Source organism: Cellulosimicrobium sp. I38E (assembly GCF_001647255.1).
GTDB lineage: Bacteria > Actinomycetota > Actinomycetes > Actinomycetales > Cellulomonadaceae > Cellulosimicrobium > Cellulosimicrobium cellulans_E.
Genome location: NZ_LUAZ01000015.1, coordinates 1 through 26,992, shown reverse-complemented (window position 1 = coordinate 26,992; position 26,992 = coordinate 1). Strand labels below are relative to the sequence as shown.

The window sequence follows — 26,992 nt, the reverse complement described above, 5'->3', positions numbered from 1 at the left end:
GGGCGCGGCGGGTCGGGGCCGGGGCGGCGGGCGCATCAGGCCTCGCCCCCTCCGGAGGCCCCGCCGCCCACGGGCCGCTCGGCGATCCGCGCGAGGACGACCGCCCCCAGCTCCGTCACGTCGCCGGCGCCGACCGTGAGCACGAGGTCGCCCGGCCGCGCGGCGTCCGCGACGCGGTGCGCGGCCTCGACCCGGTCCTCCACGGCCGCCACCACGGCGTCGGGGGCGTCCATGAGGTCGGTGATCGTGTGCGCGCCCACCTCCGGGTCGGGGTCCTCCCGCGCCGCGTAGACACCCGTGACCACGACCTCGTCCGCGGCGCCCAGCGCCTCGGCGAACTCACGCGCGAACGTCGCGGTGCGCGAGTACAGGTGCGGCTGGAAGAGCACGAGCACCCGGCCGCCCGCGGCGACGGGTCGCGCGGCGGCCAGCAGCGCCGCGACCTCCGTCGGGTGGTGCGCGTAGTCGTCGACGACGCGCACCCCGCCGGCCTCCCCGCGCGCCTCGAACCGGCGCCCGGTGCCGAGGAAGCCGTGCGCCGCCGCGACCGCCGCCGACGCGTCCACGCCGAGCACGACCGCCGTCGCGACCGCAGCCGTGGCGTTGAGCACGTTGTGGTGGCCGGGCACGCGCAGCCGGAGCTCCAGCCCGTCGAGCGCCGACGCACCGACGGCCCCCCTCAGCGACGCCCGCACGCCCGCACGCCCGTCGTCGGCCGTCGGGCGCACGTCCGACACGCGCACGTCCGCGTCGGTGGACGTGCCGTAGGTGACGACCGCGCCCCCGCCCTCGGCGTGGGCGACCGCGAGCTCCCGGGCCCCCCGGTCGTCGGCGCACGCGACGAGCGTCCCGCCCGGGACGATCCGCGCCGCGAAGTCGACGAACGCCTGCTCGAAGGCCGCGCGCGATCCGTAGTGGTCGAGGTGGTCCGGCTCGACGTTCGTCACGACGGCGACGTCGGGCGCGTAGTTGAGGAACGAGCCGTCGGACTCGTCCGCCTCGGCCACGAGGACGTCCGACCCGAGGTGCCCCCCGGCGACGGGACCGTCCGCCGTGAGCACCGTGCCGCCGATCGCGAACGACGGGTCGAGGCCCGCACCGCGCAGGACCGTCGCGATCATCGCGGACGTCGTCGTCTTGCCGTGCGCGCCGGCGACCGCGACCGAGCGGCCGCGCACCATGAGCGACGCGAGCGCCTGCGAGCGGTGCAGCACGCGCAGCCCCGCGGCACGCGCGGCGGAGAGCTCCGGGTTCGACTCGCGGACCGCGCTCGAGACCACCACGGTGTCGGCGCCCGCGACGTGGGCGGCGTCGTGGCCCGCCCAGACCCGCACGCCGTCGGCCCGGAGCGCGGCGAGCGTCTCGCTCTCGCGCGCGTCCGAGCCCTGCACCCGGACGCCGTGGGCGACCAGGAGCCGCGCGACCACGGACATGCCGGCGCCGCCGACCCCGACGAGGTGGACGGTGCCGAGCTCCTCGAGCGGGACCGGGGCGGCTGCGCCGTGGTTCGTCACGAGCGCGCCCCGGTCCGGCCGGCGGCGACCGCCTCGGCGACGAGGTCGGCGACGCGCGCCGCGCCGTCGCGCACCCCCGCACCCGCCGCCGCGCGCGCCATCGCGTCGAGGCGTCCCGGGTCGCCGAGCAGCGCCGGGACCTCGCGCGCGACCCAGGCCGCGTCGAGCTGCGCGTCGTCGACGAGCAGGCCGCCGCCCGCGGCGACCACCGGGCCCGCGTTGAGCCGCTGCTCGCCGTTGCCGATCGGCAGCGGGACGTACACGGCGGGGATCCCCAGCGCGGCGAGCTCGCCCACGGTCCCGGCGCCCGCACGGCACACGACCAGGTCCGCGACGGCGAGCGCGAGCTGCATCTCGGCGAGGTACTCGCGCACGTCGTACCGCGCACCGGGTCGGACCGCGACGGCGGCCGCGGCCGCGTCGCGGACGGCGGCGTCCTTCCCCTTACCCGTCAGGTGGAGCACCTGCGCACCCGTGCCGAGGAGCGCGTCGGCCGCCCCGGAGACCGCCTCGTTGAGGCTCTGCGCACCGAGCGACCCGCCCGTGACGACGAGCGTGCGCCGGCCCGGGTCGAGCCCGAGCCGCGCCGCGGCGTCCGCACGCACGGCCATCGCGTCGGCCGCCCGGGCGGCCACGAGGTCCTGGATCTCGCGGCGCAGCGGCAGGCCGGTCACCACGCCGCCCTTGAGCGGCGTGCCCTCGAACGTCACGCCGACGCGCGCGGCCCACCGGGCACCGAGCCGGTTGGCGAGCCCGGGGCGCGCGTTCTGCTCGTGGATCACCACCGGGACGTCACGTCGGCGCGCGGCGAGGTAGGCGGGGGTCGAGACGTAGCCGCCGAAGCCCACGACGACACGTGCGTCCGTCTCGTCGATCACGGCGCCCGCCGCGTCCACCGCCGACTTGAGCCGCCCCGGGAGGTTCACCCACTCGGCGCTCGGACGCCGCGGGAGCGGGACGCGCGGCACGTGCCGCAGCGGGTAGCCGCGCGCGGGCACGAGGTCGTCCTCCAGCCCGCCCGCGACCCCGAGCGCGGTCACCACCACGCCGGGCTCACGCGCCCGCAGCTCGTCCGCCACCGCCAGGAGCGGGTTCACGTGCCCCGCCGTCCCGCCGCCTGCGAGCACCACCGAACCGATCGTCGTCACGTACCTCGTCGTCCTTCCCTGCGGCGGGTGCCGCGTCCTGGCTGTGGTCTGAAGCTGTCGGCCGCGCGTGGCCGGGCGTCGCCCGGTCCCCCCGCAGCCGGGAGTCATCGCGCGCGGCGCCGGGGTCGCGCCGCCCGGCCGACGACCGCGAGCGAGCGCCGCACGACGCTCCCCCGCGCCGCCAGCGCCTCGGCCGCCCCGGGCTCGGTGCGGGCGAACGAGATCACGACGCCGAGGGCGGCCATGGTCGTCACGAGCGCCGTGCCTCCGGCGGAGACGAGCGGCAGCGGGACGCCGATCACGGGCAGGAGCCCGATCACGACGCCGATGTTGATGAAGGCCTGCCCGACGATCCAGCAGCCGATGGCCGCCGTGGCGATCTTGACGAACGGGTCCGGGTGGCGCCGCACGATCCTGCTCATCGCGAGTCCGAGGACCACGAACAGACCCAGGACGAGCAACGTCCCGAAGAGCCCGAGCTCCTCGCCGATCACGGCGAAGATGAAGTCGTTGTGCGCCTCGGGCAGGTACAGCCACTTCTCCCGGCTCGCGCCGAGCCCCACGCCCGTCAGCCCTCCGGTGCCGAGCGCCCACTGGCCGTGCAGGGACTGGTAGCACTCGCCGAGCGGGTCCGTGCACTCCCCGTACGCCGACGCGATCCGACCGAGCCGGTCGCCGCCCTCCTGGAGGTAGATCAACCCGTAGCCCACAGCGAAAGCCGCGACCGCCGCACCCAGCCCGAGCAGGCGGCCGCTCGCTCCGGACACGACGAACGCACCGGCCGCGAGCATCATGATGACGAGCGCCGTGCCGAGGTCGTGGCCGGCGAGGACGAGGCCGACGACCGCGAGCGTCCCCGGCACGGCGGGCACGAGGACGTGCCGCCACTCGCCGAGCAGCCGCTGCTTGCGGCCGAGGACCACCCCGAGCCAGAGCGCGAGCGCGAGCTTCGCGAGCTCGGAGGGCTGGAACCGGAACCCACCGATCGGGAGCCAGTTCTGGTTGCCGCCGGTCGCGTCCCCGAACACGACGACGGCGGCGAGCAGGCCGACGGCGACAACCAGGCCGGGCCAGGCGAGGCGCTTGTACCAGCGGACGGGGACGCGCGTAGCGATCAGCAGGACGGGGAAGCCAATGAGCGCGAAGCGCGCCTGCTCGACGAACGCGTCGAACGGCGACTTGCCCGCCGCGATCTGCGTGACGGCCGAGCTGGAGAACACCATGACGAGCCCGATGATCGTCAGCAGCGCGGTCGCCCCGACGAGGAGGTAGTAGCTCGTCACGGTGCTGTTCCACTGTCCGAGCCAGGGCCGCTCGGCGGGGGCGGCGGTCGTGCGCGGGCGCGCCTCGCGGCCCGTCGCCGCCTTCGTCCGGCCTCGCGTCGTGCTGCGGCCCGCGCCCGTGCGAGGGGTCGTGCGCGCCGACGGTGCCCCTCGTCCGTTCGCGGTCTGTGTCATGGCCGGACCGGCCTACCCGTGGTCGGGGCGCAGCGCGCGCGCCGCGTCGGCGAACGCGTCGCCGCGCGCGGCGTACGAGCGGAACTGGTCCATCGACGCACCGGCCGGGGCGAGCAGCACCGTGTCGCCGGCCTGCGCGAGGCGGCGGGCGGAGTCGACGGCGCGGGGCATCACGGTCCCAGTGTCGCCAGGATCGACCCGGACCACCGGGATATCGGGCGCGTGTCGGGCGAGCGCGCCCGCGAACGGCTCTGCGTCGACGCCGATGAGCACCACGGCACGCAGCCGGTCGGCGCGCGCGGCGACGAGCTCGTCGAACGACGCGCCCTTGGCGAGACCGCCCGCGACCCACACGACCGTGCCCGGCGCGAACGACGCGAGCGACGCGGACGCGGCGTGCGCGTTCGTCGCCTTGGAGTCGTCGACGTAGGCGACGCCGTCGACCGACGCGACCTGCTCGATGCGGTGCGAGCCCGTCCGGAAGGCGCGCAGCCCGTCGCGCACGGCCACGGCGGGCACGCCGTGCGCACGCGCCAGGGCGGCCGCGGCGAGGGCGTTGGCCACCACGTGCGCGGGCACGACGCCGTCGGCACCGGCCAGGTGGGCGAGGTCGCCCAGCGTCGCGAGCTCGGCGGCGTGCGTGTGCCGGTCGGGCGCGTCCGCGGGCGCGTGGAACGCGCGGTCCACGAGCACGTCCTCGATGACGCCGAGCTGGCCACGGGCGGGGGCGCCGAGCGTGAAGCCGACGGCGCGCGCGCCCTCCACCACGTCGGCCTCGCGCACGAGAGCCTCCGTGCGCGGGTCCGCGGCGTTGTAGACGCACGCGACCTGCGCGTCCTCGAAGACCCGGCCCTTGTCCGCCGCGTACGCGTCGAGGCCGCCGTGCCAGTCGAGGTGGTCCGGCGCGACGTTGAGCACCGCACCCGCCTCGGGCGACGTCGTGTGCGTGAAGTGGAGCTGGAAGCTCGAGAGCTCGACGGCGAGCACGTCGAGCGTCGGGTCGAGCGCCGCCTCCACGACCGGCGTCCCGACGTTCCCGACCGCCGCGGCGCGCAGGCCTGCGGTCCGCAGGATCGTCTCGAGCATCTCGACGGTCGTGGTCTTGCCGTTCGTCCCGGTCACGGCGAGCCAGGGCGCCGGGCGCCCGGACGGGCCGTCGACGCGCAGCCGCCACGCGAGCTCGACCTCGCTCCACACCGGCACGCCCCGCTCCCCCGCCGCGACGAGCAGCGGGTGGGACGGCGGCCAGCCGGGCGAGACGACGACGAGGTCGGTCGCCGCGAGGTCGACGTCGTCCGCGTGGCGCAGGTCCGCGTCCTCGGCGCGGTCGTCGAGCGTGACGACGGCGGCGGCCCGGGGCGCGAGGGCGGCCGCGGCCGCCCGGCCCGAGACACCGAGTCCGGCGACGACCACGCGCGCCGCGTCGAGCGGGACCGCGAGGTCGTGACGGTCGCGTGCCACTAGCCGACCACCCACTCGGCGTAGAAGATGCCGATGCCGAGCGCGGCGAACAGCCCGGCGATGAGCCAGAAGCGGATGACGATCGTGACCTCGCCCCAGCCCGACAGCTCGAAGTGGTGGTGCAGCGGGGCCATCTTGAACACGCGCCGCCCGGTCATCTTGAAGAAGCCGATCTGGATGACGTCGGAGAGCACGATGATGACGAACAGGCCGCCGATGATGAGCGCGAGGAACTCGGTGCGCGTGAGGATCGACAGGCCGGCGAGAGCGCCGCCGAGGGCGAGCGAGCCGGTGTCGCCCATGAAGATCTTCGCCGGGCTCGCGTTCCACCACAGGAAGCCGAAGCACGCGCCGACGATCGCCGCGGCCACGATCGCGAGGTCCTGCGGGTCTCGCGTCTCGTAACAGCTCGGGCCTGCCGAGGCGAGCCGCTGGCACGTCTGGTTGAGCTGCCAGATCCCCACGAGGACGTACGAGCCGAACACGATGAGCGAGACGCCCGTCGCGAGCCCGTCGAGGCCGTCGGTGAGGTTCACCGCGTTCGACCACGCCGTGATGAGGAAGTTCGCCCAGATCACGAACAGGATCAGACCGACCGTCGCACCCGCGAACGCGAGGTCGAGGTTCGTGTCGCGCAGGAACGAGATGCGCGTGGACGCGGGCGTCCGACCGTGCTCGTTGGGGAACTGGAGCGCGAGCACCGCGAACGCGATGCCGACGGCCCCCTGGCCGATGATCTTGGCGCGCGCCGTGAGCCCGAGGCTGCGCTGCTTGCGGATCTTCGTGAAGTCGTCGAGGAACCCGACGATCCCGAGCCCGGTCATGAGGAACAGCACGAGCAGGGAGGACACGCTCGGGAACCGCCCCGAGACGACGTACGACATCGCCCAGCCGAGCAGCGTCGCCCCGATGATCACGACCCCGCCCATGGTGGGCGTCCCGCGCTTGGTGAAGTGCGCCGTCGGGCCGTCCTGGCGGACGAACTGCCCGTAGTTGCGGTGGACGAGGAACCGGATGAACAGCGGCGTCCCGAAGAGGGCGACGAGCAGGGAGACGCCCGCCGCGACGATGATCGCGATCATGCGCGGTCACCTCCGGACGATTCGCCACCGGCCGCGGCCAGCTCGTCGCCGAGCCGCCACAGCCCGGACCCGTTCGAGGCCTTCACGAGCACGACGTCCCCTTCCCGCAGCTCGTCGCGCAGCAGCGCGGACGCCGCCTCCACGTCGGGGACGAACCGGGTCTCGTCGCCCCACGACCCCTCCTGGGTCGCGCCGTCGTGGATCCCGCCGGCACCCTCGCCGACCACGACGAGCAGCTTGACGTTCAATCGGACCACGAGCCGGCCGAGGTCGTCGTGAGCGACGCGCGAGTCCTCGCCGAGCTCGAGCATCTCGCCGAGCACGGCGACCGAGCGCCGGTCGCGCCCCGCCATCACGGCGAGCGCCTTGAGCGCCGCTCGCATGGAGTCGGGGTTGGCGTTGTACGAGTCGTCGATCACCGTGATGCCGTCCGGCCGCTCGGTGACCTGCATGCGGTGCGGGCTCAGCGCGCGGGCGTCGGAGAGCCGCGCGGCGACGTCGGGCAGCGCGACGCCGAGGCGCAGCGCCGCCGTCGCGGCCGCGAGGGCGTTCGTCACGTGGTGCTCGCCCACGAGGCCGAGGGTCGCGCGCGCGTGCGTCTCCTCGGCCGGCCGTGCGTCCCCGGCAGCTCCCGGACGCACGCGCAGCGTGAAGGACGCCCGGCCGGTGCGGTCGATCCCGAGGTCCTCGGCGCGCACGTCGGCGGCGGGGATGGTGCCGAACGTGACGACCTCGCCCGGTGCGAGCTCGGCCATCGCGGCGACCCGGAGGTCGTCGGCGTTGAGCACCGCGACCCCGCCCGGCGCGAGCCCCGCGACGAGCTCGGACTTGGCGCGGGCCACGGCCTCGATCCCGCCGAACTCCCCGAGGTGGGCGCTGCCCACGACGAGCACGACCGAGACGTCGGGGGGCGCGATGCGCGTCAGGTAGGTGAGGTGACCGACGCCGCTCGCGCCCATCTCGAGCACCAGGAACCGCGTGGACTCGTCCGCCTCGAGCACGGTGAGCGGGAGCCCGATCTCGTTGTTGAACGAACCGCGCGGCACGACCGTCTCGCCCTCGGGCCGCAGCAGCTGACCCAGCAGGTCCTTGGTCGTCGTCTTGCCCACGGAGCCCGTCACGGCGACCACGCGCACGTCGCCGCGCTCGCGCAGCGTCGCGAGCACGTGCCGGGCGAGCTCGCCGAGCGCGGTCTGCACGTCGTCGACGACGACGCACGGCACGTCGAGCTCGCGCGCGGCGAGGACCAGGGTCGCACCGGCGGCGACGGCCCCGGCGGCGAAGTCGTGCCCGTCGACGTGCTCGCCGGGCAGCGCGACGAAGAGCGATCCCGGCGCGACCCGGCGCGAGTCGACGACGACGGGCCCCCCGACCCGCACCTCCGGGTCGGCGGACAACCGTCCGCCGGTCGCTGCGGCCACCTGCGCCGCAGTGAGCTCGATCATGCGTGGTGCTCCTTCAGGTCGGGGGTGTCGTCTGGCGGCGTCGTCGCGGGGCGCTCCTCGAGCGCGGCCCGTGCCTCGACGCGGTCGTCCAGGGGGTGGTCGACGCCGGCGATCTCCTGCCACACCTCGTGGCCACGGCCTGCGACGAGCACCGTGTCGTCGGGGCCGGCGGCGGCGATCGCCTCACGGATCGCCCGGGCGCGCGGCGCCACCTCGAGCACGACGACGTCGCGCGGCTCGGGCGCGGCCGCCGCCGCCTCGCGCGCGGCGTGCGCGCCCGGCAGCACCTCGGCGCGGATCGCGGCCGGGTCCTCGCCGTGCGGGTCGTCGTCCGTCACGACGACGACGTCGGCCCCCTCGACCGCGACGCCGCCCATCGTGGGCCGCTTGCCGCGGTCGCGGTCGCCCGTGGCACCGAAGACGACGACCAGGCGGCCCGGGGTCGTCGGGCGCAGCGCGTCGAGGGCGAGCGCCAGCGCGTCCGGGTTGTGGGCGAAGTCCACGACGACGCGCGGGCGGTGCGGCGGGCGCGAGACGAGCTCCATGCGCCCGGGCACCGCCGGGGCGAGCCCGCCCGCCGCCTCGAGCGCCGCCTCCACGTCGCGCGGGTCGGTCCCCGCCTCGAGCACGAGCGCGAGGGCGAGCGCCGCGTTGGCGACGTTGAACGCGCCCGGCAGGCTCGTCGTCGTGCGCACGCTCCGGCCGTCACGATGGCGCAGCGTGAACGCGGAGCCCCCGGCCGCCGAGGGCTCGACGTCGTGCACGGTCCAGTCCGCTACCGGCTGCTCGCCCTCCGGGCCCCGCGCGCCGACGCGCAGCGTCGCGACCGGGATGCGGGCGGCCGCGACCATGCGCTCGCCCCACGCGTCGTCGACGACGACGACGCCGCGGCGGGCGTGCTCGGGCGTGAACAGGAGCGCCTTCGCCTCGAAGTACTCCTGGAGGTCGCCGTGGAAGTCGAGGTGGTCCTGGCTGAGGTTGGTGAAGCCCACGACGTCGAACACGAGCCCGTCGACCCGGTGCAGCGCCAGCGCGTGCGACGAGACCTCCATCGCGAGGGTGCGCACGGCGTCCTCCCGCATCGCCGCGAGCAGCGCCTGGAGGTCGGCGGCCTCGGGCGTCGTGAGCCGGCTCGGCAGGACGCGGTCGCCCGACCGCATCTCCACCGTGCCGATGAGCCCGCCCTTCCAACCGAGCGCGCGCAGCGCGTGGTCGACCAGGTACGTGGTGGTGGTCTTGCCGTTCGTGCCGGTCACGCCGAACGTCGTGAGGTCCTGCGCGGGACTGCCGTAGACCCACGCGGCGACCGGTCCGAGCAGCGCGCGCGGGTCCGCGGCGACGAGCACGGGGACCCCGAGGCCCGCCTCGGCCACGAGCACGGCGCCCTGCTCGTCCGTGAGGACGGCGTGCGCCCCGCGCGCGACGGCGGCGGGCGCGAATCGCGCCCCGTGCGCGCGGGCGCCGGGGAGGGCGACGAAGAGGTCGCCGGCGTCGGCCGTCCGGTCGTCGGACGCGACGGACCACACCTCGACGCCGCCCGGTGCGGACGAGCCTCCGGGCCCGCCACCTGCGCGGACGTCGAGACCGAACCGTGCTGCCAGGTCCTCGACCGACCGACGGGTGGTCGCGGCAGGACGAAGGCGGTCGATCGGGGATGTCACGTGTAGAACCTACCGTGCCGCGACGGGCACCCTCGCAAGCGGTGGGGCCCCGGACACCGCGCGGGAGCGCGCTTCACCGGACCTTCACCGACGGCGCGCCCCGGCTCCCGCGACCTGGTGAGGTTCACCACGTCGTCGGGAGCGGCACGTACGGCTCCGTGCTCGGCTGCACGCCCTCGTGCTCGAGCGTGAAACCCATGATCTCGCTGAACACGGGCGCCGCGACCACGCCGCCGTAGATGGACGAGTGGGGGTTCTTGAGGAACACCGACACCGTGTACCGAGGGTCGTCCGCGGGGGCCACGCCGATGAACGACGCCATGATCCCCGACAACCGGCCGTCGTCCCCGGCGGCCTCCGCGGTCCCGGTCTTGCCCGCGACGCGGTAGCCGGGTACCGCCGCGCTCGACCCCGTGCCCTCCTCGACCACCGACTCCATCATGTGCAGCACAGTGTCTGCGGTCTCCTGCGAGACGACACGCACCGGAGCGGGAGGATCCGCGGGGACGAGCTCACCTCGCTCGTCCGTGGTGCCCGCGACGATGCGCGGCGTCGCGCGGACGCCCCCGTTGGCGATCGTCGAGAAGACGCTCGTCGCCTGGATGGCGTTCACCGACACGCTCTGGCCGAACAGCACGGCGTACTCGGTGCGCCCGTCCCACGCGTCGGCGGGGTGCAGGATCCCGGCGGACTCGCCCGGCAGGCCGAGGCCGGACTTCTGCCCGAAGCCGAACTTGTGCAGGTAGTCGTAGCGCACCTGCTTGGGGATCTTCTCCCCGACCTGGACGGTGCCGGTGTTCGAGGACTCGGCGAGGATCCCCGCGAGGGTGAGGCGCTGCACCGGGTGGTCGTGCGAGTCCTTGAACGTCTGCCCGTTGGGCGTGGTGTAGCGGTCGGGCACCTCGAACTGCGTGCCGGCGTCCGCGTAGCCGCCCTCGATCGCGGCGGCCATCGTGACGACCTTGCCCGTCGACCCGGGGTCGAAGACGTTCGACACCGCGCGGCTCGGCCGGGCGACGGCGTCCGTGGTCCGGTCGTTCGGGTTCACGGTACCCGAGTCCGCGAGCGCGAGGATCTCGCCCGTGCGCGTGTCCTGCACCACGGCGATCGCGTACTCCGCGCCGGTCTCGCTCACCGCGCGGTCCACGGAGTCCTGCGCCTTCCACTGCACGTCGCGCGAGACCGTGAGCTGCACGTTCCGCCCGGGCACCGCGTCCACGACGTCGCACCGGCCGGTCGGGATGACCTGACCGCCCAGCCCGGCCTCGCACTCGCGCGACCCGGAGACGCCGGCGAGGACGTCGTCGTAGGACGCCTCGACGCCGCCGCCGCCCGCCTGCTCCTCGTTGACGAACCCCACGAGGTTGCCCGCGACCGTGCCCGCCGGGTACGTCCGCTCGCTCGTCATGGTCGTGCGCACGTAGGCGGAGAGCTGGAGGTCCGCGATCTGGCGCTGCACCTCAGGCGTGACGTCCTTGGCCAGGACGACGTACCGCGACGTCCCGTTGAGCTGCGCGGCGAGCTCCGGGGAGGACTTCCCCAGGATCGGGGCGAGCAGCTTGGCCACGCCCACGGCGCCGCCCTCCTCGAGCGGCTCGCCGTCGACGAGGTCGGCGCTGCGGGGCGTGAAGTCGGCGATCGTCTTCGGGTCCGCCGCGACCGTGTACCGGTCCACGGACGTCGCGAGCACCACGCCGTCGGCGTCGGTGATGTCGCCGCGGTGGGCCAGCAGGGTCGAGCTGCGCGTGCGGTCGGCGCGCGCGTCGGCGGCGAGCGCCGGCCCGCGGAGCACCTGGACGTTGACGAGCTGACCCACGAAGACCGCCGTGATCACGCCCGCGACCACGATGAGCCAGCGCTGGCGCCGCTCGGGTCGTCCCGGCTCCCGGGTCCCCCGGGCGGGGCGCGCTGGCGGGCGCCCGCCGCCCCTCGGCGCGCGGGGCACCGTCGTCCGGGGCGAACGGGCGGGTGCGTCCGCCGCGCGCGCGCCGGTCCCTCGCGCGGTCGCGGCGGCTCGCGTGCCGGAGCCGGCACCCGTTCCGGCGGCCCCACGAGCGGCACCGGAAGCACGACGACCTCCCGGCACGGGCCGGGAGGTCGTGGGGGTCGGACGTGACTTCTGCGAGCTCGCGACCGGTCGGGACCGGCCGGCACCTCCTGCTCCGGTCTGTCGCGTCACTGCCCGGCCTCCTCCTGCGCGCCGCCGAGGACGGTGCCGTCGGACAGCCGGATCATCGCCGGGTCCTCCGCGGGCACCATGCCGAGGGAGGCCGCGGTGTCCGGCAGCGAGGTCTTCTGGGCGGCGACCTGTGCCTCCAGGCTCTGCGTGTCCTGGGCCACTCGGCTCACCTCCCGGCGCAGCTCCGACATCTCGTAGGAGTTGCGCGCCATCGTCGTGTTCACCAGGAGAGCACACAGGAGCGCCGCACCGAGGATCGACATGCAGACGACGAGGAACGGGATCTTGGACCGCGCCTGGAGCGGCGCCCGGACGAGCTCGAGACGCGAGCGGAGCGCGCGCTCCGACGCGCCGCCCGGCAGCGCCGTGAGCGACGGGCGCGGTGCCGGGCGCGCGGTGCGCGGGAGCGGGCGGGCGGCGGTCGACCTCTGTGCGCTCATCGTGTCCTCTCCCCCGGGTCGTGCGGTCGGTCGGTCGGTCGGTGCGCCGGGCGGCGGTGCGGCGGCGTGGGCCGGGTGCGCTCGGCGGCGCGGAGCCGCACGGACGCCGAGCGCGGGTTGGACTCCCGCTCGACGACCGACGCCTCCTCCGCGCCGCGGGTGAGGAGCCGCAGGTACGGCTGGTCCTCCTCCGGCACGACGGGCAGCCCGGGCGGGGCGCTGATCGTCGCCCCCGCGGCCAGCACGCGCTTGACGATCCGGTCCTCGAGCGAGTGGTACGACTCGACGACGAGGCGCCCGCCCACGGCGAGGACGTCCACGGCAGCCGGGACCGCGCGCTCGAGCACCTCGAGCTCGCCGTTCACCTCGATCCGCAGCGCCTGGAAGGTCCGCTTGGCCGGGTTCCCGCCCGTCGTCCGCGTCGCGGCCGGGATCGCGTCGCGCACGACCTCGACGAGCTCGGCGCTGCGCTCCCACGGGCGCTGCTCGCGGCGTCGGACGATCGCGCGGGCGACGCGCTGCGCGAACCGCTCCTCGCCGTAGTCGCGCAGGATCCGGGTGAGCGCGCGCTCGTCGTAGGAGTTGAGGACGTCGGCGGCCGTCTGGCCGGTCGACGGGTCCATGCGCATGTCGAGCGGCGCGTCGTGCGCGTAGGAGAACCCGCGGTCGGCCTCGTCGATCTGGAGCGAGGACACCCCGAGGTCCATGAGCACGCCCTGGACCGGCCCGCCGACGACGTCGGCCACGACGTCGCCGATCTCGTCGTAGACGGCGTGCACCGCGCGGAACCGGTCGCCGAACCGCTCGAGGCGGCGCGACGCGCGGGCGATGGCCTCGGGGTCGCGGTCGATGCCGACGACGCGCGCCGTCGGGACCTGCTCCAGGACGGCCTCGGTGTGCCCGCCCATGCCGAGCGTGCAGTCGACGAGGACGGCGCCGGGCTCCGCGAGCGCGGGGGCGAGGAGGTCGACGCAGCGCTGGAGGAGGACCGGGACGTGCCGCTCGGCGGCGTCGTCGGGGGTGCTCGTCATGTCCGTCTCCTCTCCGTGCTGGTCGTGGCCGGTCCGTACCGTCCGGTGGTGCGCCTCGCCCGGCCGGTCCCCGTACGGTCAGGTCTCCCTCCGCGTCCTTTCTGGCGCCGGGGAAGTGCGTCAGACCGGGCGGGAGGAGGCCTCACCGTGCGGGAACCGTGGGTCGTGCCCTAGAAGCGCAGGTCAGGGAACACCTCCTCGGCGGTGTCGGAGTACGCCGACTCCTGCTCCGCGAGGTACGTCTCCCAGGCCTGCGCGTCCCAGATCTCGACCCGCGTGCCGGCGCCGATCACGGCGACGTCGCGATCGAGCCCCGCGTACGCCCGCAAGGGCGCGGGGATCGAGACGCGTCCCTGCTTGTCCGGGATCTCGTCGCTCGCTCCCGACAGGAAGACGCGCAGGTAGTCCCGGGCCTGCTTGCTCGTCACCGGCGCCTGCCGGATCTGGTCGTACATGCGCCGGAACTCGTCCATCGGCAGCAGGAACAGACAGCGCTCCTGCCCCCGCGTCATGACGAGACCCGGTGCGAGCCGCGACCGGAACTTCGCGGGGAGGATGAGCCTCCCCTTGTCGTCCAGACGTGGCGTGAAGGTGCCCAGGAGCAGGCCGGAGGAACCGCCGAGCACGTCGTCCACGAAGCCGGACATGCACCTGGCACCTCCCCTCCTGCTCCCTTCTCCTCCACGGTACTCCACTTCCCTCCACCGCTCTCGGTGAATCCACGGGCTTTCACCCGCCTTCGCAGGATCTCCGCAGGTCACGCCGGGTGGAGCGGGGTGGAGGGGAGCACTCCCCATGGCGCGTCGCGACGCGGGTCCGGGGGCGCGCACGCAGCGGCCGGGGTACCGCCGGCCCTCGCGCCGGCGCTCGGCGCAGCGCCGGCGGTCCACTAGGCTCTTCCCACCCGCGGTCTCCCTGGTCCGCGGCACTGCGCCACCGACGACGGAGGTCTCCGTGCTCCCCGACATCGCCCCTGTCGCGCCCTCCGACGATCCCGGGGGCGACGCCCTGGCCGGCCTCGACGAGCTGGTCGAGACCACGGGCCGGATCCGCTCCGGCATCGAGTCCGTCGTCACGGGCCGTCCCGACCTCGTGACCGTCACCGTCGCCGTCCTCCTCGCCCAGGGCCACCTCCTCATCGAGGACGTCCCCGGCGTCGGCAAGACGACGCTCGCCAAGGCGCTGGCTCGCACGATCGACTGCAAGGTCGGCCGCATCCAGTTCACGCCGGACCTCCTGCCGAGCGACCTCACCGGCGTCAACATCTACCGTGCCGCGAACCACGAGTTCGAGTTCCGCCCGGGCCCGGTCTTCTCGAACATCGTGATCGGCGACGAGATCAACCGCGCCTCCCCCAAGACGCAGTCGGCGCTCCTCGAGTGCATGGAGGAGGGGCAGACCACGGTCGACGGGACGACCCACCCGCTGCCGAGCCCCTTCCTCGTCGTCGCGACGCAGAACCCCGTCGAGATGGAGGGCACCTATCCCTTGCCGGAGGCGCAGCGCGACCGTTTCATGGCGCGACTGACGGTCGGCTACCCGGACGTCGACGCCGAGCTCCGGATGCTCGACCGGCAGGAGTCGGACAACCCGTTGGCCCACCTCCGCCCCGTGACCACCGGCGCGGCCGTCCTGCGGTTCGCCGAGGTGGCGCGCGCCGTCTACGCGTCGACCGCCGTCAAGAGGTACGTGCTCGCCCTCGTCACCGCGACGCGCGAGCACCCCGGCCTGCGGCTCGGGGCGTCGCCCCGGACGACGCTCCAGCTCCTGCGCGCGGCGAAGTCCCTCGCGGCCATGGCCGGCCGCGACCACGTGCTCCCCGACGACGTGCAGTACCTCGCCGTCCCCGTGCTCGCGCACCGGCTCGTCATCACGACCGAGGCCCGGCTCGCGGGCCAGGACGCCGAGGCCGTCGTCGCGTCGATCGTGGCGCAGACGCCGATCCCCGCCCTGGACGCGACCGAGCGACGCTGACGTGCGCGCCCCGTCGTTCCTCGCGCGGCTCCGCGGCAGGGGCAGGAGCCTCGCCAGCGCGCGCCTGACCCGGCGCGGCACCGTGGTGCTCGCCGCCGGCGCCGCGCTCGCCGTCCTCGGTGTCACGCTCGGGCTGCCGGACCTCGTCGGGCTCGGCGTCGCCGGGGCGCTCGCCGTCGGCGCCGCCTGGTGCTGGATGGCCGTCCGCCGGATCGACCGTGGCCGTGGCGCCCTGCACGTGACGCGCCGCGTCCAGCCGAACCCCGCCGTGCGCGGGCAGTTCACGACGGCGCGCCTCACGGTCGCGGCCGCGCGGGCCACGTCGTCCACGGCCACGACGCTCGCCCGCCTCCGGATCAGCGAGCAGGCGGCGCACGAGCTGTGCGACCAGGGCTCCTTGCGGGCACAGGTCGCGACGGTGGGCGACCACATCGCGGTCCGCTACCGCCTGCGCCCGCTCCGCCGCGGCCGGTGGCCGCTCGGACCGCTCCTCACGACGCGGGTCGATCTCTTCGGCCTGGTCAGCGCGACCCAGGAGCTCGGCGACCCGACCGCCGTCGCGGTGTGGCCGCGCACGGTCGAGCTGCCCGTTCGCGGGTCGCGGGCGTTCGGCGAGCACGAGCGCTCCGCGTCGGGTGCTCGGCTCGCGTCGAGCGACGACTCGGTGCTGCGCGACTACGTCGCCGGCGACGACCCGCGGCGCGTGCACTGGGCCAGCGCGGCCCGGCACGGCCAGCTCATGGTCCGCGCGGACGAGAGCGCGGGCCTGCCGCCCGTCAGCGTCCTCCTGGACCGCGGGCTCCTGCCCCACCCGGAGCTCGCCGCGTCGAGCCCCCGCGCCCTCGAGGACGGCGAGTGGGCGGTCGAGTGCGCGGCGTCGATCGGCGTGTCCCTCCTCCAGGCCGGCCACCCCGTCCGGCTCGTCCCGACGTCGCTCGCACCGGTCGTGTCGGGCACGGGCTTCCGCGTCAACCGCTCGGGCGAGGGGCCGGCCGACCTCCTGGACGCCACCGTCGACCTCCACGGGCACCATGTGGTCGCGGACGCCGACCGCTCCGTCGTCGCGACCTCCGAGGCGCTGCGGCGGGACCGGCGCCCGGGCGAGATCACCGTCGCGGTGCTCGGCCCGCTCGGCTCCGTCGCCCGGCACACGGTCGCGGCCATGGCCGGGGACGGCCTGCACCGCGCGCTCGTGGTGAGCGCACGGCCCTGGGCGCCCGAGCACGCCGACGCGCTCGAGACCGTGGCCGCCCTGCGGTCCACCGGGTGGCACGCAGCGCTCGTCGACCCGTCGGCGTCCTTGGAGCACGCCTGGACCCTGCTCGTGGAGGGCTCGCGATGACCACGTCCCGACCGGACACCACCGCCCCCGTGGGCCTCCGCGTGCTCGCGACGAGCGCGCTCGTCGCCGTCGCCGTCGTCGCGTCGACGTACGCGCTCGGCAGCGTCATCGGTCCGGGCGGCTGGACCGGCACCGCCGTACGGACCATCGTGGTCCTCGCCCTCGTGACCGGCGTCTCGCGCTACGCCCTCGAGCGGGGCCACGCGGCACGGGGCGACGTCCTCGCCCCTCCGGCCGCGCTGCTTCCCTCGCTCGCCGGTCTCGTCGTCGGCCTCTGGGCCCTGCTCGGGCTCTACGGGGGCCCGACCGACCGCTTCTCCCTCCTCATCGGCCTCTCCAACGTCGACCGGGTCCTGTCCCGGCTCTCCACCGCGCGGGACCTCACGCTCGCGGAGGTCGCCCCGATCGACCCGAGCCTGCCGATCGCGCTCATGGCGGTCGGGGGCGCGGTCGTGGTCTTCCTCGTCGCCGACCTCATGGCCGGCGGGCTCCGCCTGAGCGCCGGGGTCGCGCTGCCTCTCCTCGCCCTGTGGATCCCGGGACTCGTCATCATGGGCGAGATCCCTCCCCTGGCGTTCGTCGTGACCGTGGCCGCGCTCGTCCTGCTCCTCGCGGTCGACAACCCGCACCGCACCGTGCGACGCGGCGCGTCCGCGCGCCGCGCGGACGGCCGTGCGGCCGGCGGCCTGCGGGCCGTCGGCGCCCTCGTCGTGGCGGTCGCCGTCGCGGTCGTCGCCCTGGGTCTCGGTTCGGCGAGCGCCTCGCTCCCCGAGGTCGCGTCCGCGTCGTGGTCGCGCCTCTTCTCCTCGACCGGGCAGACGGTGCGGCTCTCCGACGACCTCGACATGCGTCGCGACCTCGCGGAGCGCTCGGGTGAGGTCGTGCTGCGCTACCGGACCGACGCGGACGAGGTCGGCCCGCTCCGGGTGTTCACCCTCACGGGTTTCGACGGCACCAACTGGCGGCGCGGCGCGGACCGCGACGGCACCCCGATCGAGGCGGCCGACCAGATGCTGTGGCCCACCGACCCGGCCGGCGTCGAGGAGCCCACGTCCGTACGCGTCACGCTCGAGTCGCTGCGGGACACCAGGCTCCCCGTCCCGACCGAGCCCCGCACCGTGGACATCGACGGCGACTGGTCGTACGACGACGTCCGCGACGAGGTGCTCGGGGACCAGCCCACCGGCGCCGGAACCGCGTACGAGCTCGCGGTCTTCTCCCGGCCGCTCGACGCGGCGTCGCTGCGCGGGGCGACGGGCGCGGACCCGGACGACCCCAACTACCTCGACGTGCCCGCGACCGAGCACGAGCAGGACATCCGCGACCTGGCCGCCGCCGTGGTCGACGGGGCGCCGACGCGCTACGACCAGGCGCTCGCCCTGCAGACCTACTTCCGCGACGTGTCGCAGTTCACCTACTCGACCGAGGTACCGCCGGGCGACTCCGGCGACGCGGTCTGGGACTTCCTGCAGGACCGCACGGGGTACTGCGTCCAGTTCGCGACCTCGATGACGATGATGGCACGGACCCTCGGCATCCCCGCACGTCTCGGCGTCGGGTTCCTGCCGGGCGAACGCGTCGACGACTCGAGCTTCCAGGTCACCGGTCGCGACTCCCACGCCTGGCCGGAGCTCTGGTTCCCGGGGCAGGGCTGGGTGCGGTTCGAGCCGACCCCGGCCCAGCAGACGGGCCCGACCCCGCGGTGGGCGACGCCCGTGGCCGTGACGCCGGGAGGGCCGGGAGACCCGGGCAACGTGCCGACACCGGGCGCGACGACCGCGGCTCCCTCCGCGCCCGCGAGCCCCGTGCCCACCGCGCCCGGCACGGGCGGGCCGACCGGCGGCGCTCAGGACGACGGCGCACCCTGGCTGCTCGTCGTGGGCGTCGCGCTCCTTGTCGCGATCGCCGTCGGCGGGGCGCTGTGGCTCGCGCTCCGTCGCCGGTCCGAGACGCAGAGCCTGCGGGACGCCGAGGACGCATGGGCGGAGCTCACCGACCGGCTGGGGGCGCTCGACGTCCGGTGGCCGACGTCGACCACGCCCCGGCGCGTTCCCGCGGCGGTCGTCGCAGCGCTGCAGGCCCGTCGCGGGCAGCACGCGCGGGACGAGGACGTCGCCGAAGCGGTCTCCGGGCTGGCGTCGGCCCTCGAGGCCGAGCGTTACGCCCCGGAGCCGCGGACGGTCGCCCGTCCCGACCGGCTCCAGGAACTCGTCGACTCGGCGGTCGAGGCTGTCGAGGAGTCGCTCAGCGACCGTCCTGCTCGCGCCGACGGTCCCAGCGCTCTTCCAGTCGGCTGAGGAAGGGCTTGCGGGCCGCCTTGCTCGGCGCGGCCGGGCGGACGGTGCCGTCCGCCTCGACGGTCCCCACCGGTCCCTTGCGCGACGAGCGCGGAGACTGGAAGACCAGGACGACGCCCCCGAACATGAGGACGAAGCCGATCACCCCGAGCCAGGTCTGCGACAGCGCAGCACCCAGCACGAGGAGGAGGAGGCCGCCGACGACGCCGACTCCGGCCAGGACATAGCGCAGCGCCGAACGTCGTCGTGGCGCCTGGAGCGTGTTCGCCAACCGCGGGTCGTCCGAGGTGAGCGCGCGCTCCATCTGCTCCAAGACCCGCTGCTCGTACTCAGACAGAGGCATGAGCACCCCGTTTCTCCACGGTGGTCGTGTGTCACCCTCAGGATAGATCGACATCCGCGGGGGTGGTAGTCGAGCGGGCCCTCGCGGGCCCCATGGCGATGGATCTCACCCCGAAGCGCCCTCGGACCGCGTCGACGGCCTCCTCCACCCGTCGCCGGGCGGCGTTCGTCTCCTCGACGGCTTCCTCGAGCGTGGGCTGCACGACCGCGTCCGCACGGGGTTCGAGGCCCTCCGCGCGGACTCCCACGAGCCGGACGGCGAGGCCCCGCAGGTCGACGCTCGCGACGAGCTCGCGCGCCACGAGGTAGATCTCGCGCGCGACGTCCGTCGGGGCGCCGAGGGTCCGCGCGCGGGTCACGGTGCGGAAGTCGCTGGTCCGGACCTTCACGCTCACGGTGCGCGCGACGAGACCCTGGTGGCGCAGCCGGCCGGCGCACCGGTCCGCGAGCTCCAGCACGCGCGCCTGGACCGCCGCGAGGTCGCGCAGGTCGTGCGCGAACGTCGTCTCGGCACCGATGCTCCGCTCCGACCGCTCCGGCTCGACCGGCCGGGGGTCGCGCCCCCACGCGAGGTCGTGCAGGTGCGCTCCCGCGACCTTGCCGACCGCCGCCTGGAGCGACGCGACGTCCGTGTCGGCGAGCTCGGCGACCGTGCGGATGCCCCACTGTGCGAGCGCGCTCTCGGTTCGCTCCCCCACGCCCCACAGCGCACCGACGGGCAGCGTCCGCAGGAACGGGACGGTGGCGGCCGCCGGCACGAGGAGCACGCCGTCGGGCTTGGCGTGCGTCGAGGCCAGCTTGGCGACGAACTTGTTCGTCGCGATCCCGACCGAGCAGGTGATGCCGTGCTCGGCTCGCACGCGACGCCGGAGCTCCGCCGCGATCCGCGTCGGAGGCCCGAGGCGCCGCCGCGCCCCGCTCACGTCGAGGAAGGCCTCGTCGACGCTCACCTGCTCCACGAGCGCGGTGATCTCGCCGATGACCGCCATGACCGCGCGGGAGACCTCGTAGTAGCGCGTGTGGTCCGGCGGGACGACGATCGCCTGCGGGCACAGCCGGCGCGCAGTCACCATGGGCATCGCCGAGTGGACGCCGAACGCCCGCGCCTCGTAGGTCGCCGCGAGGACGACGCCTCGTTCCGCGCCACCGACGACGACCGGTCGCCCCACGAGCTGAGGACGCCGGGCGAGCTCGACGGACGCGAAGAACGCGTCCATGTCGACGTGGAGGATGGAGCACCCCTCCTCGTCGTCGCCCCAGTCTCTGCGGACGAGCGCGCGCGGCCCGCGGCTCATCGCCGCCTCACCGGGCGCTCGACGCAGGCCGCGCCTGGGTCACGACGCCACCGTCCGCAGACCGGGCAGCCGGACGAACCCGGCGTCCGGGTCGACGAGCATCGCGACCTCGTCACGGAAGTCCTCGGCGCACGCCATGAGCTCGTCGGCCCGGCGCGGGTCCACGGCGTCGAACCGACCCGCGTCGACGGCGGCGCGCACGCGCGCCCCGCTCGCGAAGTAGCCGGACCACGCGGCGAGCGACGGCTCGGCGTCCGCGAGCTGGTCCCACACCGAGCGGGCCCGCCCGCGACGCACCGGTCGGGCGCGCAGCGCGACGACCGCCGCTGCGGCGCGCAGAGCGCCAAGATGGGCGTGCACGAACCGCTCGCCCGCGTCCTGCGCGAGCGCCGCCGCGACGAGCTCCACGTCCGCGCGGTCCAGCAGCCGACGGACCTCGGCGGGGACGGCGACCGCCCCCCTCGCGCCTGCTTCGTTCGACATCGCGCACCTCCTCCTCCACTATCGAACACCTGTTCGATCCTGTCAACGCCGGGCGGCGTCCAGCCCGTACGGTGAGCACATGGCTCGCCGCACCTCCCGACGCTCCTCAGGGTCCTCCGCGCCACCCACACCGTCCCGGCGGCGGGGCAGCGGGGGCCGCGGCGGAACCGCGAGGCCGGAGCTCCCGGCCGGGCCCGTGCCGACGTCGACGGGCACCGCGCACGTCGAGCGCGACCCGGACGTCCCGTCGGCCGTCACGCTCTTCGTCAACGGCGTCCCGAGCTCGTACCTCGACCTCGACGACCCCGGGATGCTCGCGTTCGAGTACATGCAGCACATGGCGGCCGTCATGGACGAGCTCGGCGCGGCCCCCCTGCGCGCGCTGCACCTCGGCGCGGCGGGGTGCAGCCTGCCCCGCTGGGTCGAGCACACCAGGCCGGGGTCGACCCAGCTCGGGGTCGACCTCGACGCCCGCCTGCTCGAGCTGGTGCGCACATGGTTCGACCTGCCGCGGGCACCGCGCCTCCGGCTGCGTCCCGACGACGCGCGGCACGCGGTGGCGAGCCTGCCCGACGCCTCGTACGACGTCGTCGTGCGCGACGTGTTCGACGGCGACCGCACGCCCGACCACCTCGCGACCCTCGGCATGGCGGTCGAGGTGCACCGCGTCCTGCGCCCGGGCGGCGTCTACCTCGTCAACTGCGCCGACCGTCCGCCGCTCACGACGGCGCGCCGCGAGGCCGCGACCCTCGCCGCCGCGTTCGGGGAGACGTCCGCAGCGGAGGGCCGGGTCGCGGCGATCGCGGAGCCCGCGCAGCTCAAGGGCCGGCGCTACGGCAACGTCGTGCTGGCCGCGGTCCGCGCCGGGTCAGGTGCGCCGAGCCTGTCGAGCACGACGCTGGCGCGCGCCGTCCGCTCGCTCGCCGTCCCGGCGCGCGTCGTCACGGGCGACGAGCTCAGCGCGTTCGTGGGCACCGCGCCGGTGCTCGACGACCCCGAGGGGGCGCCGACCGGCGGCACCGTGGCGGACAGGTCGTGAGACGCGACAGGAGCCGCGCCCGAGGGGGCGCGGCTCCTGTACTGCTGCGACGACCGGGTGGCCCGGCCGCCAGACGTCGGGGACGTCAGAGCGGACGAACCTTCTCCGCCTGCGGGCCCTTCGGCCCCTGGGTGATCTCGAACTCGACCCGCTGCGCCTCGTCGAGCGTGCGGTACCCGTTCGACTCGATCGCCGAGTAGTGCACGAAGACGTCGGCACCGCCGCCGTCCTGCGCGATGAAGCCGTAGCCCTTCTCGGCGTTGAACCACTTCACAGAACCCTGCGCCATGCTCTTCCTCTGACCTTCTGTCCATCCGGGGACATCAGCGAGCGGACCCTTCGTCCACCCCCGTGCGCCGCAATGCCATGTCCCACGTCCTTCGCCGGCGCCCCGGCCGTGTGCGGCCGGCAGGCCCGACGCCGGACCACCCCGCCGGGCGGACCCACGTACCGGCCCTGCACCGGGTCGTGCGCAAGTACGTCACTGCAACGGGTGACAGTGTGGCACGGACCACGTCTGGTCCGCCATGGAACTCGCCACCTCTCGTGATGATTTTTCGGCACATTCCACCCCGGTCCGGAACCGGGGCGAACCGGGTCGACGCGGCTCAGTCGCCCGACTGCTGCGCGAGGAAGCGCTCGAACTCGGCGCCGAGCTCGTCGGCCGTCGGGATCGGCGCGGACTCCGCGAGCAGGCTCGTGCGCCCGACGGAGCGCGCGAACGCGTCGTACTGCTCCTCGAGGGCGCGGACCACCGCGGCGACCTCCTCGGAGTCGCGCACCTGCCGCTCGACCTCGGTCTTCGCGTCCTGCACCGCCTCCGCGAGCCCGCTCGTCGCGAGGTCCAGACCGGTGACGCGCTGCACGTGCTCGAGCGCGACCACGGCCGCCGGTGGGTACGACGACTGCGCCAGGTAGTGCGGTACGTGCACGGTGACGCCGAGCGCGTCGTGCTCCGCCCGGCCGAGCCGCAGCTCCAGCAGGGCCGCCAGGCTGGCCGGGACCTTCACCGTGCCGAACCACGACGTGTGCTCCCCCAGCAGCTCCGGCCGCGTCGCGTGGGCGGTGACCGACAGGGGCCGCGTGTGCGGGATCCCCATCGGGATGCCGTGGAAGCCGACCGTGAGCGACACGCCGAGGCGCTCGACGACGTCGCGCACCGCGGCGACCACGCGCTCCCACTGCACGTCCGGCTCGGCGCCGTGCAGCAGCAGGAACCCCGTCCCCTCGGCGTCGCGCACGTGGTCGATCACCAGGTGCGGCTCGTCGTAGTCGGACCAGCGGTCCGTGCTGAAGGTCATCGTGGCGCGCTTGGAGCGGTAGTCGAGGAGCTGGTCGACGTCGAACGTCACCACACGGGTGACCTCGCCGATCCCCAGCAGGTGGTCGACCGCGACCTCGCCCGCGCTGCCCGCGTCGACGAACCCCGCGACGGCGTGCAGCAGCACGGGCCCCGCGCCCGGCTCGGGCGGCGTGGGCCACAGGCCTGCCACGGCCTGCTCGTCGAGCTCGTAGATCCCGCGAGGGTCCAGCATGCATCCTCCTCGTGACGTCCTTCGTCCGTGCGCTGCCGACGGCGCGCGACGGGCCTGACGAGGACAACACGGCTCGTCCCGCGGTTCTTCCCGACCCGGCCAGACCCGCTCGGGTACCCGGCGGGTCCCCGGAGCGGCACGCGCCGGCTCAGCGACCGGGCAGCCGCACCACGGAGACGAAGAAGTCGTCGATCTGGCGCACCACGTCGATGAAGCGGTCGAAGTCGACCGGCTTGGTGACGTACGCGTTGGCGTGCAGCGAGTAGCTCCGCACGACGTCCTCCTCGGCCTCCGACGTCGTCAGCACGACGACCGGGATCTTGCGCAGCGCCTCGTCCGCCTTGAGCTCGGCGAGGACCTCGCGCCCGTCCATGCGCGGCAGGTTGAGGTCGAGCAGGATCAGGTCCGGCGTCGGAGCGCCCTCGTGCTCGCCCTCCTTGCGCAGGAACTGCAGCGCGCTCACACCGTCGGAGACGACCGAGAGGCGGTTGGTGACCTTGTGGTCCTCGAACGCCTCGCGCGTCATGAGCACGTCGCCGGGGTCGTCCTCCACCAGGAGGACGTCGATCGGCTTGCTGCCGTGGCTCATGCGGGGCTCTCCTCGTCGTCGTGGCGTGCGCGGGCAGGGATCACTCGGGGATCACTGCTCCGCGCCGTCGTGGTCGGAGCGAGCGTAGCCGACCTGCGCGTGCACGTACGCGTGGGCGAGCGTGAAGCGGATCGTCGTCCCGCCGTCGCGCGGCTCGATCCAGATCCGACCGCCGTGGTACTCGACGATGCGCTTGCACAGCGCGAGGCCGATGCCGGTGCCCTCGTACACGTCCTTGGCGTGCAGCCGCTGGAAGATGACGAACACGCGCTCGGCGTACTGCGGGTCGATCCCGATCCCGTTGTCCTCGACCGAGATCTCCCAGTGCGTGTCCCGTGCGAGCACGCCCACGTGCACGGCGGGCGCCCGCTCGGGGTCGCGGAACTTCAGCGCGTTGCCGAGGAGGTTCGCCAGGAGCTGGTGCAGGAGCGCCCGCTCGCCGACGACGACGGGCAGCGGGTCGTGCGTGATGCTCGCCCCGGTCTCCGTGATCTTCTCGGACAGGTCCTCGAGCACGCCCTCGAGCTCCCGCTCGAGGTCCACGTCCACGCGCTCGTTGCCCGTCCGGCCGACCCGCGAGAAGCCGAGCAGGTCCTGGATGAGCCGCTGCATGCGCTTGGCGCCGTCGACCGCGAAGTCGATGTACTGGTCCGCGCGGTCGTCGAGCTCGCCGCCGTACCGCTTCTTGAGGAGCTGCGTGAAGCTCGCGACCTTGCGCAGCGGCTCCTGGAGGTCGTGGGACGCGACGTAGGCGAACTGCTCGAGGTCGCGGTTGGACCGTTCGAGCTCACGCGCCTGCTCCGCGAGGAGCTCGTGCGAGCGGGCCGCGTCCTCGTGCGACGCCTTGATCTCGGCGACCTGGTTGACGAGCTCGACGCGCATGTGCTCGACGTCCTGGGCGAGGTCCGCGATCTCCGCCGGGCCGGAGGTCACGACCGGCTCGTCGAGGCTCCCGGAGCTCACGAGCCGCACGCGGTGCGCGAGCTCGGCCATCGGCTCGGTGACCCAGCGCTTGAGGCACACCCAGAGGATGATCCCGACCGCGAGCGCCGAGCCCACGAGGACGAGGACGCTCCCGAAGAGGGCCCTGCTCCAGCGGTCGAGCGTGTCGAGCCGCTCGAGGCGCTCGGCGCGGATCGCGTCGACGTAGCGCGCGGTGTCGGCCCGTGCGTCGGCGAACAGCTCGGCCCCGTGCGCCTGGTCCACGGCGCGCACCCGCCCCGGGCCGTCGTCCTCGGTGGTCGCGATCGCGCGCTCGGCGTAGTCGGTGACCCAGGCGCGCACCGACGCGTCGGCCTGCGCGAGCGTCGCCGCCTGCTCCTCGTCCAGCCCGAGCAGGTCCACGAGCGCGGGGTCGGGGACGACGCCCTCGGCGTCCGTCCCGACCGCCCGGGTGTAGGCCTCGAGCGCCGTGTCGTCCCCGGTCGCGACGTACGCGCGCACCGCCACCTCGGCGTCGAGCAGGCCCACGTACGCGGCGTCCGCCTCGGTCACCGCGTCGAAGAACGGCCCGGTGACCTCGCCCTGGGTGGTCAGCACGCGCGAGAGGGCGATGGCCGACGTCGCGAGCACGCCGAGCAGGATCACGCCCGCGACGACGAGCGCCCACCCGAGCCGGCGGCGCAGGGTGGGGGCGCGCCGCCGCCTGGAGTGCGGCGTACCGGTCGTCTCGCTCACCGCCGGCGTCACCGGGCCCACTCGTCCGAGTCCGCGAGGGTCGCCGTGCGCTCGCCGGGGGTGCCCTCGTCCCCGCCCCAGCCGAGCACGAGGAGCGCGGCGTCGTCCGCCAGCGGGCCGCCGTGCAGGTCGCGCACGCGGCGGAAGACGCGCTCCACGACCCCCTCGACCCCCAGTTCGAGCGCGCTGTCGACGGCGCGGCGCAGGCCGTCGACGCCGACGCGCTCGGGCCGGGCCCGTCCCGCCGGGACCCCCGAGCCCGCGACCGTCGCCTCGACGAGCCCGTCCGTGTAGAGCATGAGCGCCCAGCGCTCCCCGAGGTCGACGGACTGCGACGTCCACCCTCCCTGGACGGGGATCCCGAGAGCGCGGCCGCGGGCCGTGGGCGTGATCTCGGTCGCGGTGTCGCGCAGCAGGAGCGGTGCGAGGTGCCCCGCGAGGTAGACCTCCGCACGCCGGCGGTCTGCGGAGACGACGACCTGGCAGAGGGTGACGAAGACCTCGGGACGGGCGCGCTCGGGCACGAGGACGCGCTCCAGGAGGGGAAGGATGCCCTCCGGCTGGGTGTCGGAGAGGACGATGGTGCGCCAGGCCGTGCGCAGCGTCGCGCCCAGCGCCGCCTCGTCCGGACCGTGGCCCGCGACGTCGCCGATGACGCACAGCACCGTCCCGTCCGGGCGCTCGACCGCATCGAAGAAGTCACCGCCCAGGAGGCCGTTGCCGCCGGGGACGTAGCCCACCATGACGTCGAGCCGGTCGTCCTGGACGAGCGGCGTGGGCAGGAGCGCGCGCTCCAGCCGAGCGGTCTCGGCCGCCCGTACCTCGCTGCGGTACAGCGCGCGCTGCTGCTCGACGGACATGCGCCGCTGCACGGCGTAGCGCACCGACCGGCCCAGGAGGTCGCCGTCGACCTCCCCCTTCACCAGGTAGTCGTCGGCGCCGGCCGCGACGGCCTGGACGCCGAGGTCGATGCCCGAGTGCCCGGTGAGGACCACCAGGGC

General features: G+C 74.9%; 23 protein-coding genes. 4 read left to right on the top strand and 19 right to left on the bottom strand.

The window, feature by feature from the left end; genetic code table 11:
* Positions 1-35: 35 nt before the first annotated feature.
* The 11 genes from murC to mraZ form a co-directional block, all read right to left on the bottom strand.
* Positions 36-1,433 carry a UDP-N-acetylmuramate--L-alanine ligase gene (gene murC, locus A0J59_RS04585; protein ID WP_082918747.1) on the bottom strand — a complete coding sequence of 466 codons (1,398 nt, stop codon included), beginning with the start codon at positions 1,431-1,433 and terminating at the stop codon, positions 36-38.
* Positions 1,434-1,510: 77 nt separating this feature from the next.
* Entirely contained in the window at positions 1,511-2,662 is a 1,152-nt protein-coding gene (murG, locus tag A0J59_RS04580) for an undecaprenyldiphospho-muramoylpentapeptide beta-N-acetylglucosaminyltransferase (protein ID WP_255364990.1), read from the bottom strand.
* A 104-nt stretch (positions 2,663-2,766) separates the two neighbouring features.
* Positions 2,767-4,119, bottom strand: a complete 1,353-nt coding sequence (ftsW, locus tag A0J59_RS04575) for a putative lipid II flippase FtsW (protein ID WP_082918739.1) — start codon at positions 4,117-4,119, stop codon at positions 2,767-2,769.
* 12 nt (positions 4,120-4,131) lie between these two features.
* Entirely contained in the window at positions 4,132-5,580 is a 1,449-nt protein-coding gene (gene murD, locus A0J59_RS04570; protein WP_064315369.1) for a UDP-N-acetylmuramoyl-L-alanine--D-glutamate ligase, read from the bottom strand.
* Positions 5,580-6,662: a phospho-N-acetylmuramoyl-pentapeptide-transferase gene (mraY, locus tag A0J59_RS04565; RefSeq protein WP_047234006.1), complete on the bottom strand. Its 1,083-nt coding sequence runs from the start codon at positions 6,660-6,662 to the stop codon at positions 5,580-5,582. The genes murD and mraY overlap by 1 nt, the downstream gene beginning before the upstream one ends.
* Complete coding sequence (murF, locus tag A0J59_RS04560) at positions 6,659-8,107, bottom strand: UDP-N-acetylmuramoyl-tripeptide--D-alanyl-D-alanine ligase (RefSeq protein ID WP_064315368.1); 1,449 nt, start codon at positions 8,105-8,107, stop codon at positions 6,659-6,661. Before murF ends, mraY begins: the two co-directional genes overlap by 4 nt.
* Complete coding sequence (locus tag A0J59_RS04555) at positions 8,104-9,768, bottom strand: UDP-N-acetylmuramoyl-L-alanyl-D-glutamate--2,6-diaminopimelate ligase (protein WP_064315367.1); 1,665 nt, start codon at positions 9,766-9,768, stop codon at positions 8,104-8,106. Before A0J59_RS04555 ends, murF begins: the two co-directional genes overlap by 4 nt.
* A gap of 124 nt (positions 9,769-9,892) precedes the next feature.
* Positions 9,893-11,602, bottom strand: coding sequence for a penicillin-binding protein 2 (locus tag A0J59_RS04550; RefSeq protein WP_231581880.1), 1,710 nt, complete (start codon positions 11,600-11,602; stop codon positions 9,893-9,895).
* Positions 11,603-11,943: 341 nt separating this feature from the next.
* The gene (locus tag A0J59_RS04545) at positions 11,944-12,387 is read right to left on the bottom strand and encodes a hypothetical protein (RefSeq protein ID WP_064315366.1); all 444 of its coding nucleotides are present in this window, start codon (positions 12,385-12,387) and stop codon (positions 11,944-11,946) included.
* Entirely contained in the window at positions 12,384-13,418 is a 1,035-nt protein-coding gene (gene rsmH, locus A0J59_RS04540; protein WP_064315365.1) for a 16S rRNA (cytosine(1402)-N(4))-methyltransferase RsmH, read from the bottom strand. Before rsmH ends, A0J59_RS04545 begins: the two co-directional genes overlap by 4 nt.
* A gap of 170 nt (positions 13,419-13,588) precedes the next feature.
* Positions 13,589-14,023 carry a division/cell wall cluster transcriptional repressor MraZ gene (mraZ, locus tag A0J59_RS04535; RefSeq protein ID WP_031316739.1) on the bottom strand — a complete coding sequence of 145 codons (435 nt, stop codon included), beginning with the start codon at positions 14,021-14,023 and terminating at the stop codon, positions 13,589-13,591.
* A 349-nt stretch (positions 14,024-14,372) separates the two neighbouring features.
* Here mraZ and A0J59_RS04530 point away from each other — a divergent pair, with 349 nt between their 5' ends.
* The 3 genes from A0J59_RS04530 to A0J59_RS04520 are packed head-to-tail and all read left to right on the top strand — an operon-like array spanning position 14,373 to position 19,031.
* The gene (locus A0J59_RS04530; RefSeq protein WP_369799747.1) at positions 14,373-15,392 is read left to right on the top strand and encodes an AAA family ATPase; all 1,020 of its coding nucleotides are present in this window, start codon (positions 14,373-14,375) and stop codon (positions 15,390-15,392) included.
* 1 nt (position 15,393) lies between these two features.
* A complete protein-coding gene (locus A0J59_RS04525) occupies positions 15,394-16,734 on the top strand; it encodes a DUF58 domain-containing protein (protein ID WP_064315364.1) in 1,341 nt (446 codons plus the stop codon).
* Positions 16,731-19,031, top strand: a complete 2,301-nt coding sequence (locus A0J59_RS04520) for a DUF3488 and transglutaminase-like domain-containing protein (protein WP_064315363.1) — start codon at positions 16,731-16,733, stop codon at positions 19,029-19,031. Before A0J59_RS04525 ends, A0J59_RS04520 begins: the two co-directional genes overlap by 4 nt.
* Here the strand turns inward: A0J59_RS04520 and A0J59_RS04515 are convergent.
* Genes A0J59_RS04515 through A0J59_RS04505 form a run of 3 tightly spaced genes read right to left on the bottom strand, consistent with a single transcriptional unit; the run spans position 18,979 to position 21,151 of the window.
* On the bottom strand, positions 18,979-19,374 hold the full coding sequence (locus tag A0J59_RS04515) for a DUF3040 domain-containing protein (protein WP_053371702.1): 396 nt from the start codon (positions 19,372-19,374) through the stop codon (positions 18,979-18,981). The two genes, A0J59_RS04520 and A0J59_RS04515, sit on opposite strands and share 53 nt — an antisense overlap.
* A 37-nt stretch (positions 19,375-19,411) precedes the next feature.
* Positions 19,412-20,668, bottom strand: a complete 1,257-nt coding sequence (locus tag A0J59_RS04510; RefSeq protein WP_064315362.1) for a DNA polymerase IV — start codon at positions 20,666-20,668, stop codon at positions 19,412-19,414.
* Between the two features lie 39 nt (positions 20,669-20,707).
* A complete protein-coding gene (locus tag A0J59_RS04505; RefSeq protein ID WP_064315361.1) occupies positions 20,708-21,151 on the bottom strand; it encodes an SAV_6107 family HEPN domain-containing protein in 444 nt (147 codons plus the stop codon).
* Positions 21,152-21,347: 196 nt separating this feature from the next.
* Here A0J59_RS04505 and A0J59_RS04500 point away from each other — a divergent pair, with 196 nt between their 5' ends.
* Positions 21,348-22,190 carry a spermidine synthase gene (locus tag A0J59_RS04500; protein WP_255364987.1) on the top strand — a complete coding sequence of 281 codons (843 nt, stop codon included), beginning with the start codon at positions 21,348-21,350 and terminating at the stop codon, positions 22,188-22,190.
* 85 nt (positions 22,191-22,275) lie between these two features.
* On the opposite strand, the gene A0J59_RS04495 is transcribed toward A0J59_RS04500, so the two are convergent.
* The 5 genes from A0J59_RS04495 to A0J59_RS04475 all read right to left on the bottom strand — a co-directional run.
* Positions 22,276-22,479, bottom strand: coding sequence for a cold-shock protein (locus tag A0J59_RS04495; RefSeq protein WP_034655075.1), 204 nt, complete (start codon positions 22,477-22,479; stop codon positions 22,276-22,278).
* A gap of 319 nt (positions 22,480-22,798) precedes the next feature.
* On the bottom strand, positions 22,799-23,725 hold the full coding sequence (locus A0J59_RS04490) for a proteasome assembly chaperone family protein (RefSeq protein ID WP_082918738.1): 927 nt from the start codon (positions 23,723-23,725) through the stop codon (positions 22,799-22,801).
* Positions 23,726-23,873: 148 nt separating this feature from the next.
* Positions 23,874-24,314: a response regulator gene (locus tag A0J59_RS04485; RefSeq protein ID WP_047233762.1), complete on the bottom strand. Its 441-nt coding sequence runs from the start codon at positions 24,312-24,314 to the stop codon at positions 23,874-23,876.
* A 51-nt stretch (positions 24,315-24,365) separates the two neighbouring features.
* A complete protein-coding gene (locus A0J59_RS04480) occupies positions 24,366-25,991 on the bottom strand; it encodes an ATP-binding protein (RefSeq protein WP_047233784.1) in 1,626 nt (541 codons plus the stop codon).
* A gap of 8 nt (positions 25,992-25,999) precedes the next feature.
* On the bottom strand, positions 26,000-26,992 hold a 993-nt coding region (locus tag A0J59_RS04475), incomplete at its 5' end, for a PP2C family protein-serine/threonine phosphatase (RefSeq protein ID WP_064315360.1).

Excerpts from the sequence above, each read along its gene's own strand:
- A0J59_RS04495 (WP_034655075.1), bottom strand. The coding sequence starts at position 22,479 with ATGGCGCAGGGTTCTGTGAAGTGGTTCAACGCCGAGAAGGGCTACGGC.
- rsmH (WP_064315365.1), bottom strand. The coding sequence starts at position 13,418 with ATGACGAGCACCCCCGACGACGCCGCCGAGCGGCACGTCCCGGTCCTC.
- A0J59_RS04515 (WP_053371702.1), bottom strand. The coding sequence starts at position 19,374 with ATGCCTCTGTCTGAGTACGAGCAGCGGGTCTTGGAGCAGATGGAGCGC.
- murC (WP_082918747.1), bottom strand. The coding sequence starts at position 1,433 with ATGTCCGTGGTCGCGCGGCTCCTGGTCGCCCACGGCGTCCGGGTGCAG.
- A0J59_RS04545 (WP_064315366.1), bottom strand. The coding sequence starts at position 12,387 with ATGAGCGCACAGAGGTCGACCGCCGCCCGCCCGCTCCCGCGCACCGCG.
- ftsW (WP_082918739.1), bottom strand. The coding sequence starts at position 4,119 with ATGACACAGACCGCGAACGGACGAGGGGCACCGTCGGCGCGCACGACC.
- murF (WP_064315368.1), bottom strand. The coding sequence starts at position 8,107 with ATGATCGAGCTCACTGCGGCGCAGGTGGCCGCAGCGACCGGCGGACGG.
- A0J59_RS04505 (WP_064315361.1), bottom strand. The coding sequence starts at position 21,151 with ATGTCGAACGAAGCAGGCGCGAGGGGGGCGGTCGCCGTCCCCGCCGAG.
- A0J59_RS04510 (WP_064315362.1), bottom strand. The coding sequence starts at position 20,668 with ATGAGCCGCGGGCCGCGCGCGCTCGTCCGCAGAGACTGGGGCGACGAC.
- mraY (WP_047234006.1), bottom strand. The coding sequence starts at position 6,662 with ATGATCGCGATCATCGTCGCGGCGGGCGTCTCCCTGCTCGTCGCCCTC.
- A0J59_RS04485 (WP_047233762.1), bottom strand. The coding sequence starts at position 24,314 with ATGAGCCACGGCAGCAAGCCGATCGACGTCCTCCTGGTGGAGGACGAC.
- A0J59_RS04490 (WP_082918738.1), bottom strand. The coding sequence starts at position 23,725 with ATGCTGGACCCTCGCGGGATCTACGAGCTCGACGAGCAGGCCGTGGCA.
- A0J59_RS04520 (WP_064315363.1), top strand. The coding sequence starts at position 16,731 with ATGACCACGTCCCGACCGGACACCACCGCCCCCGTGGGCCTCCGCGTG.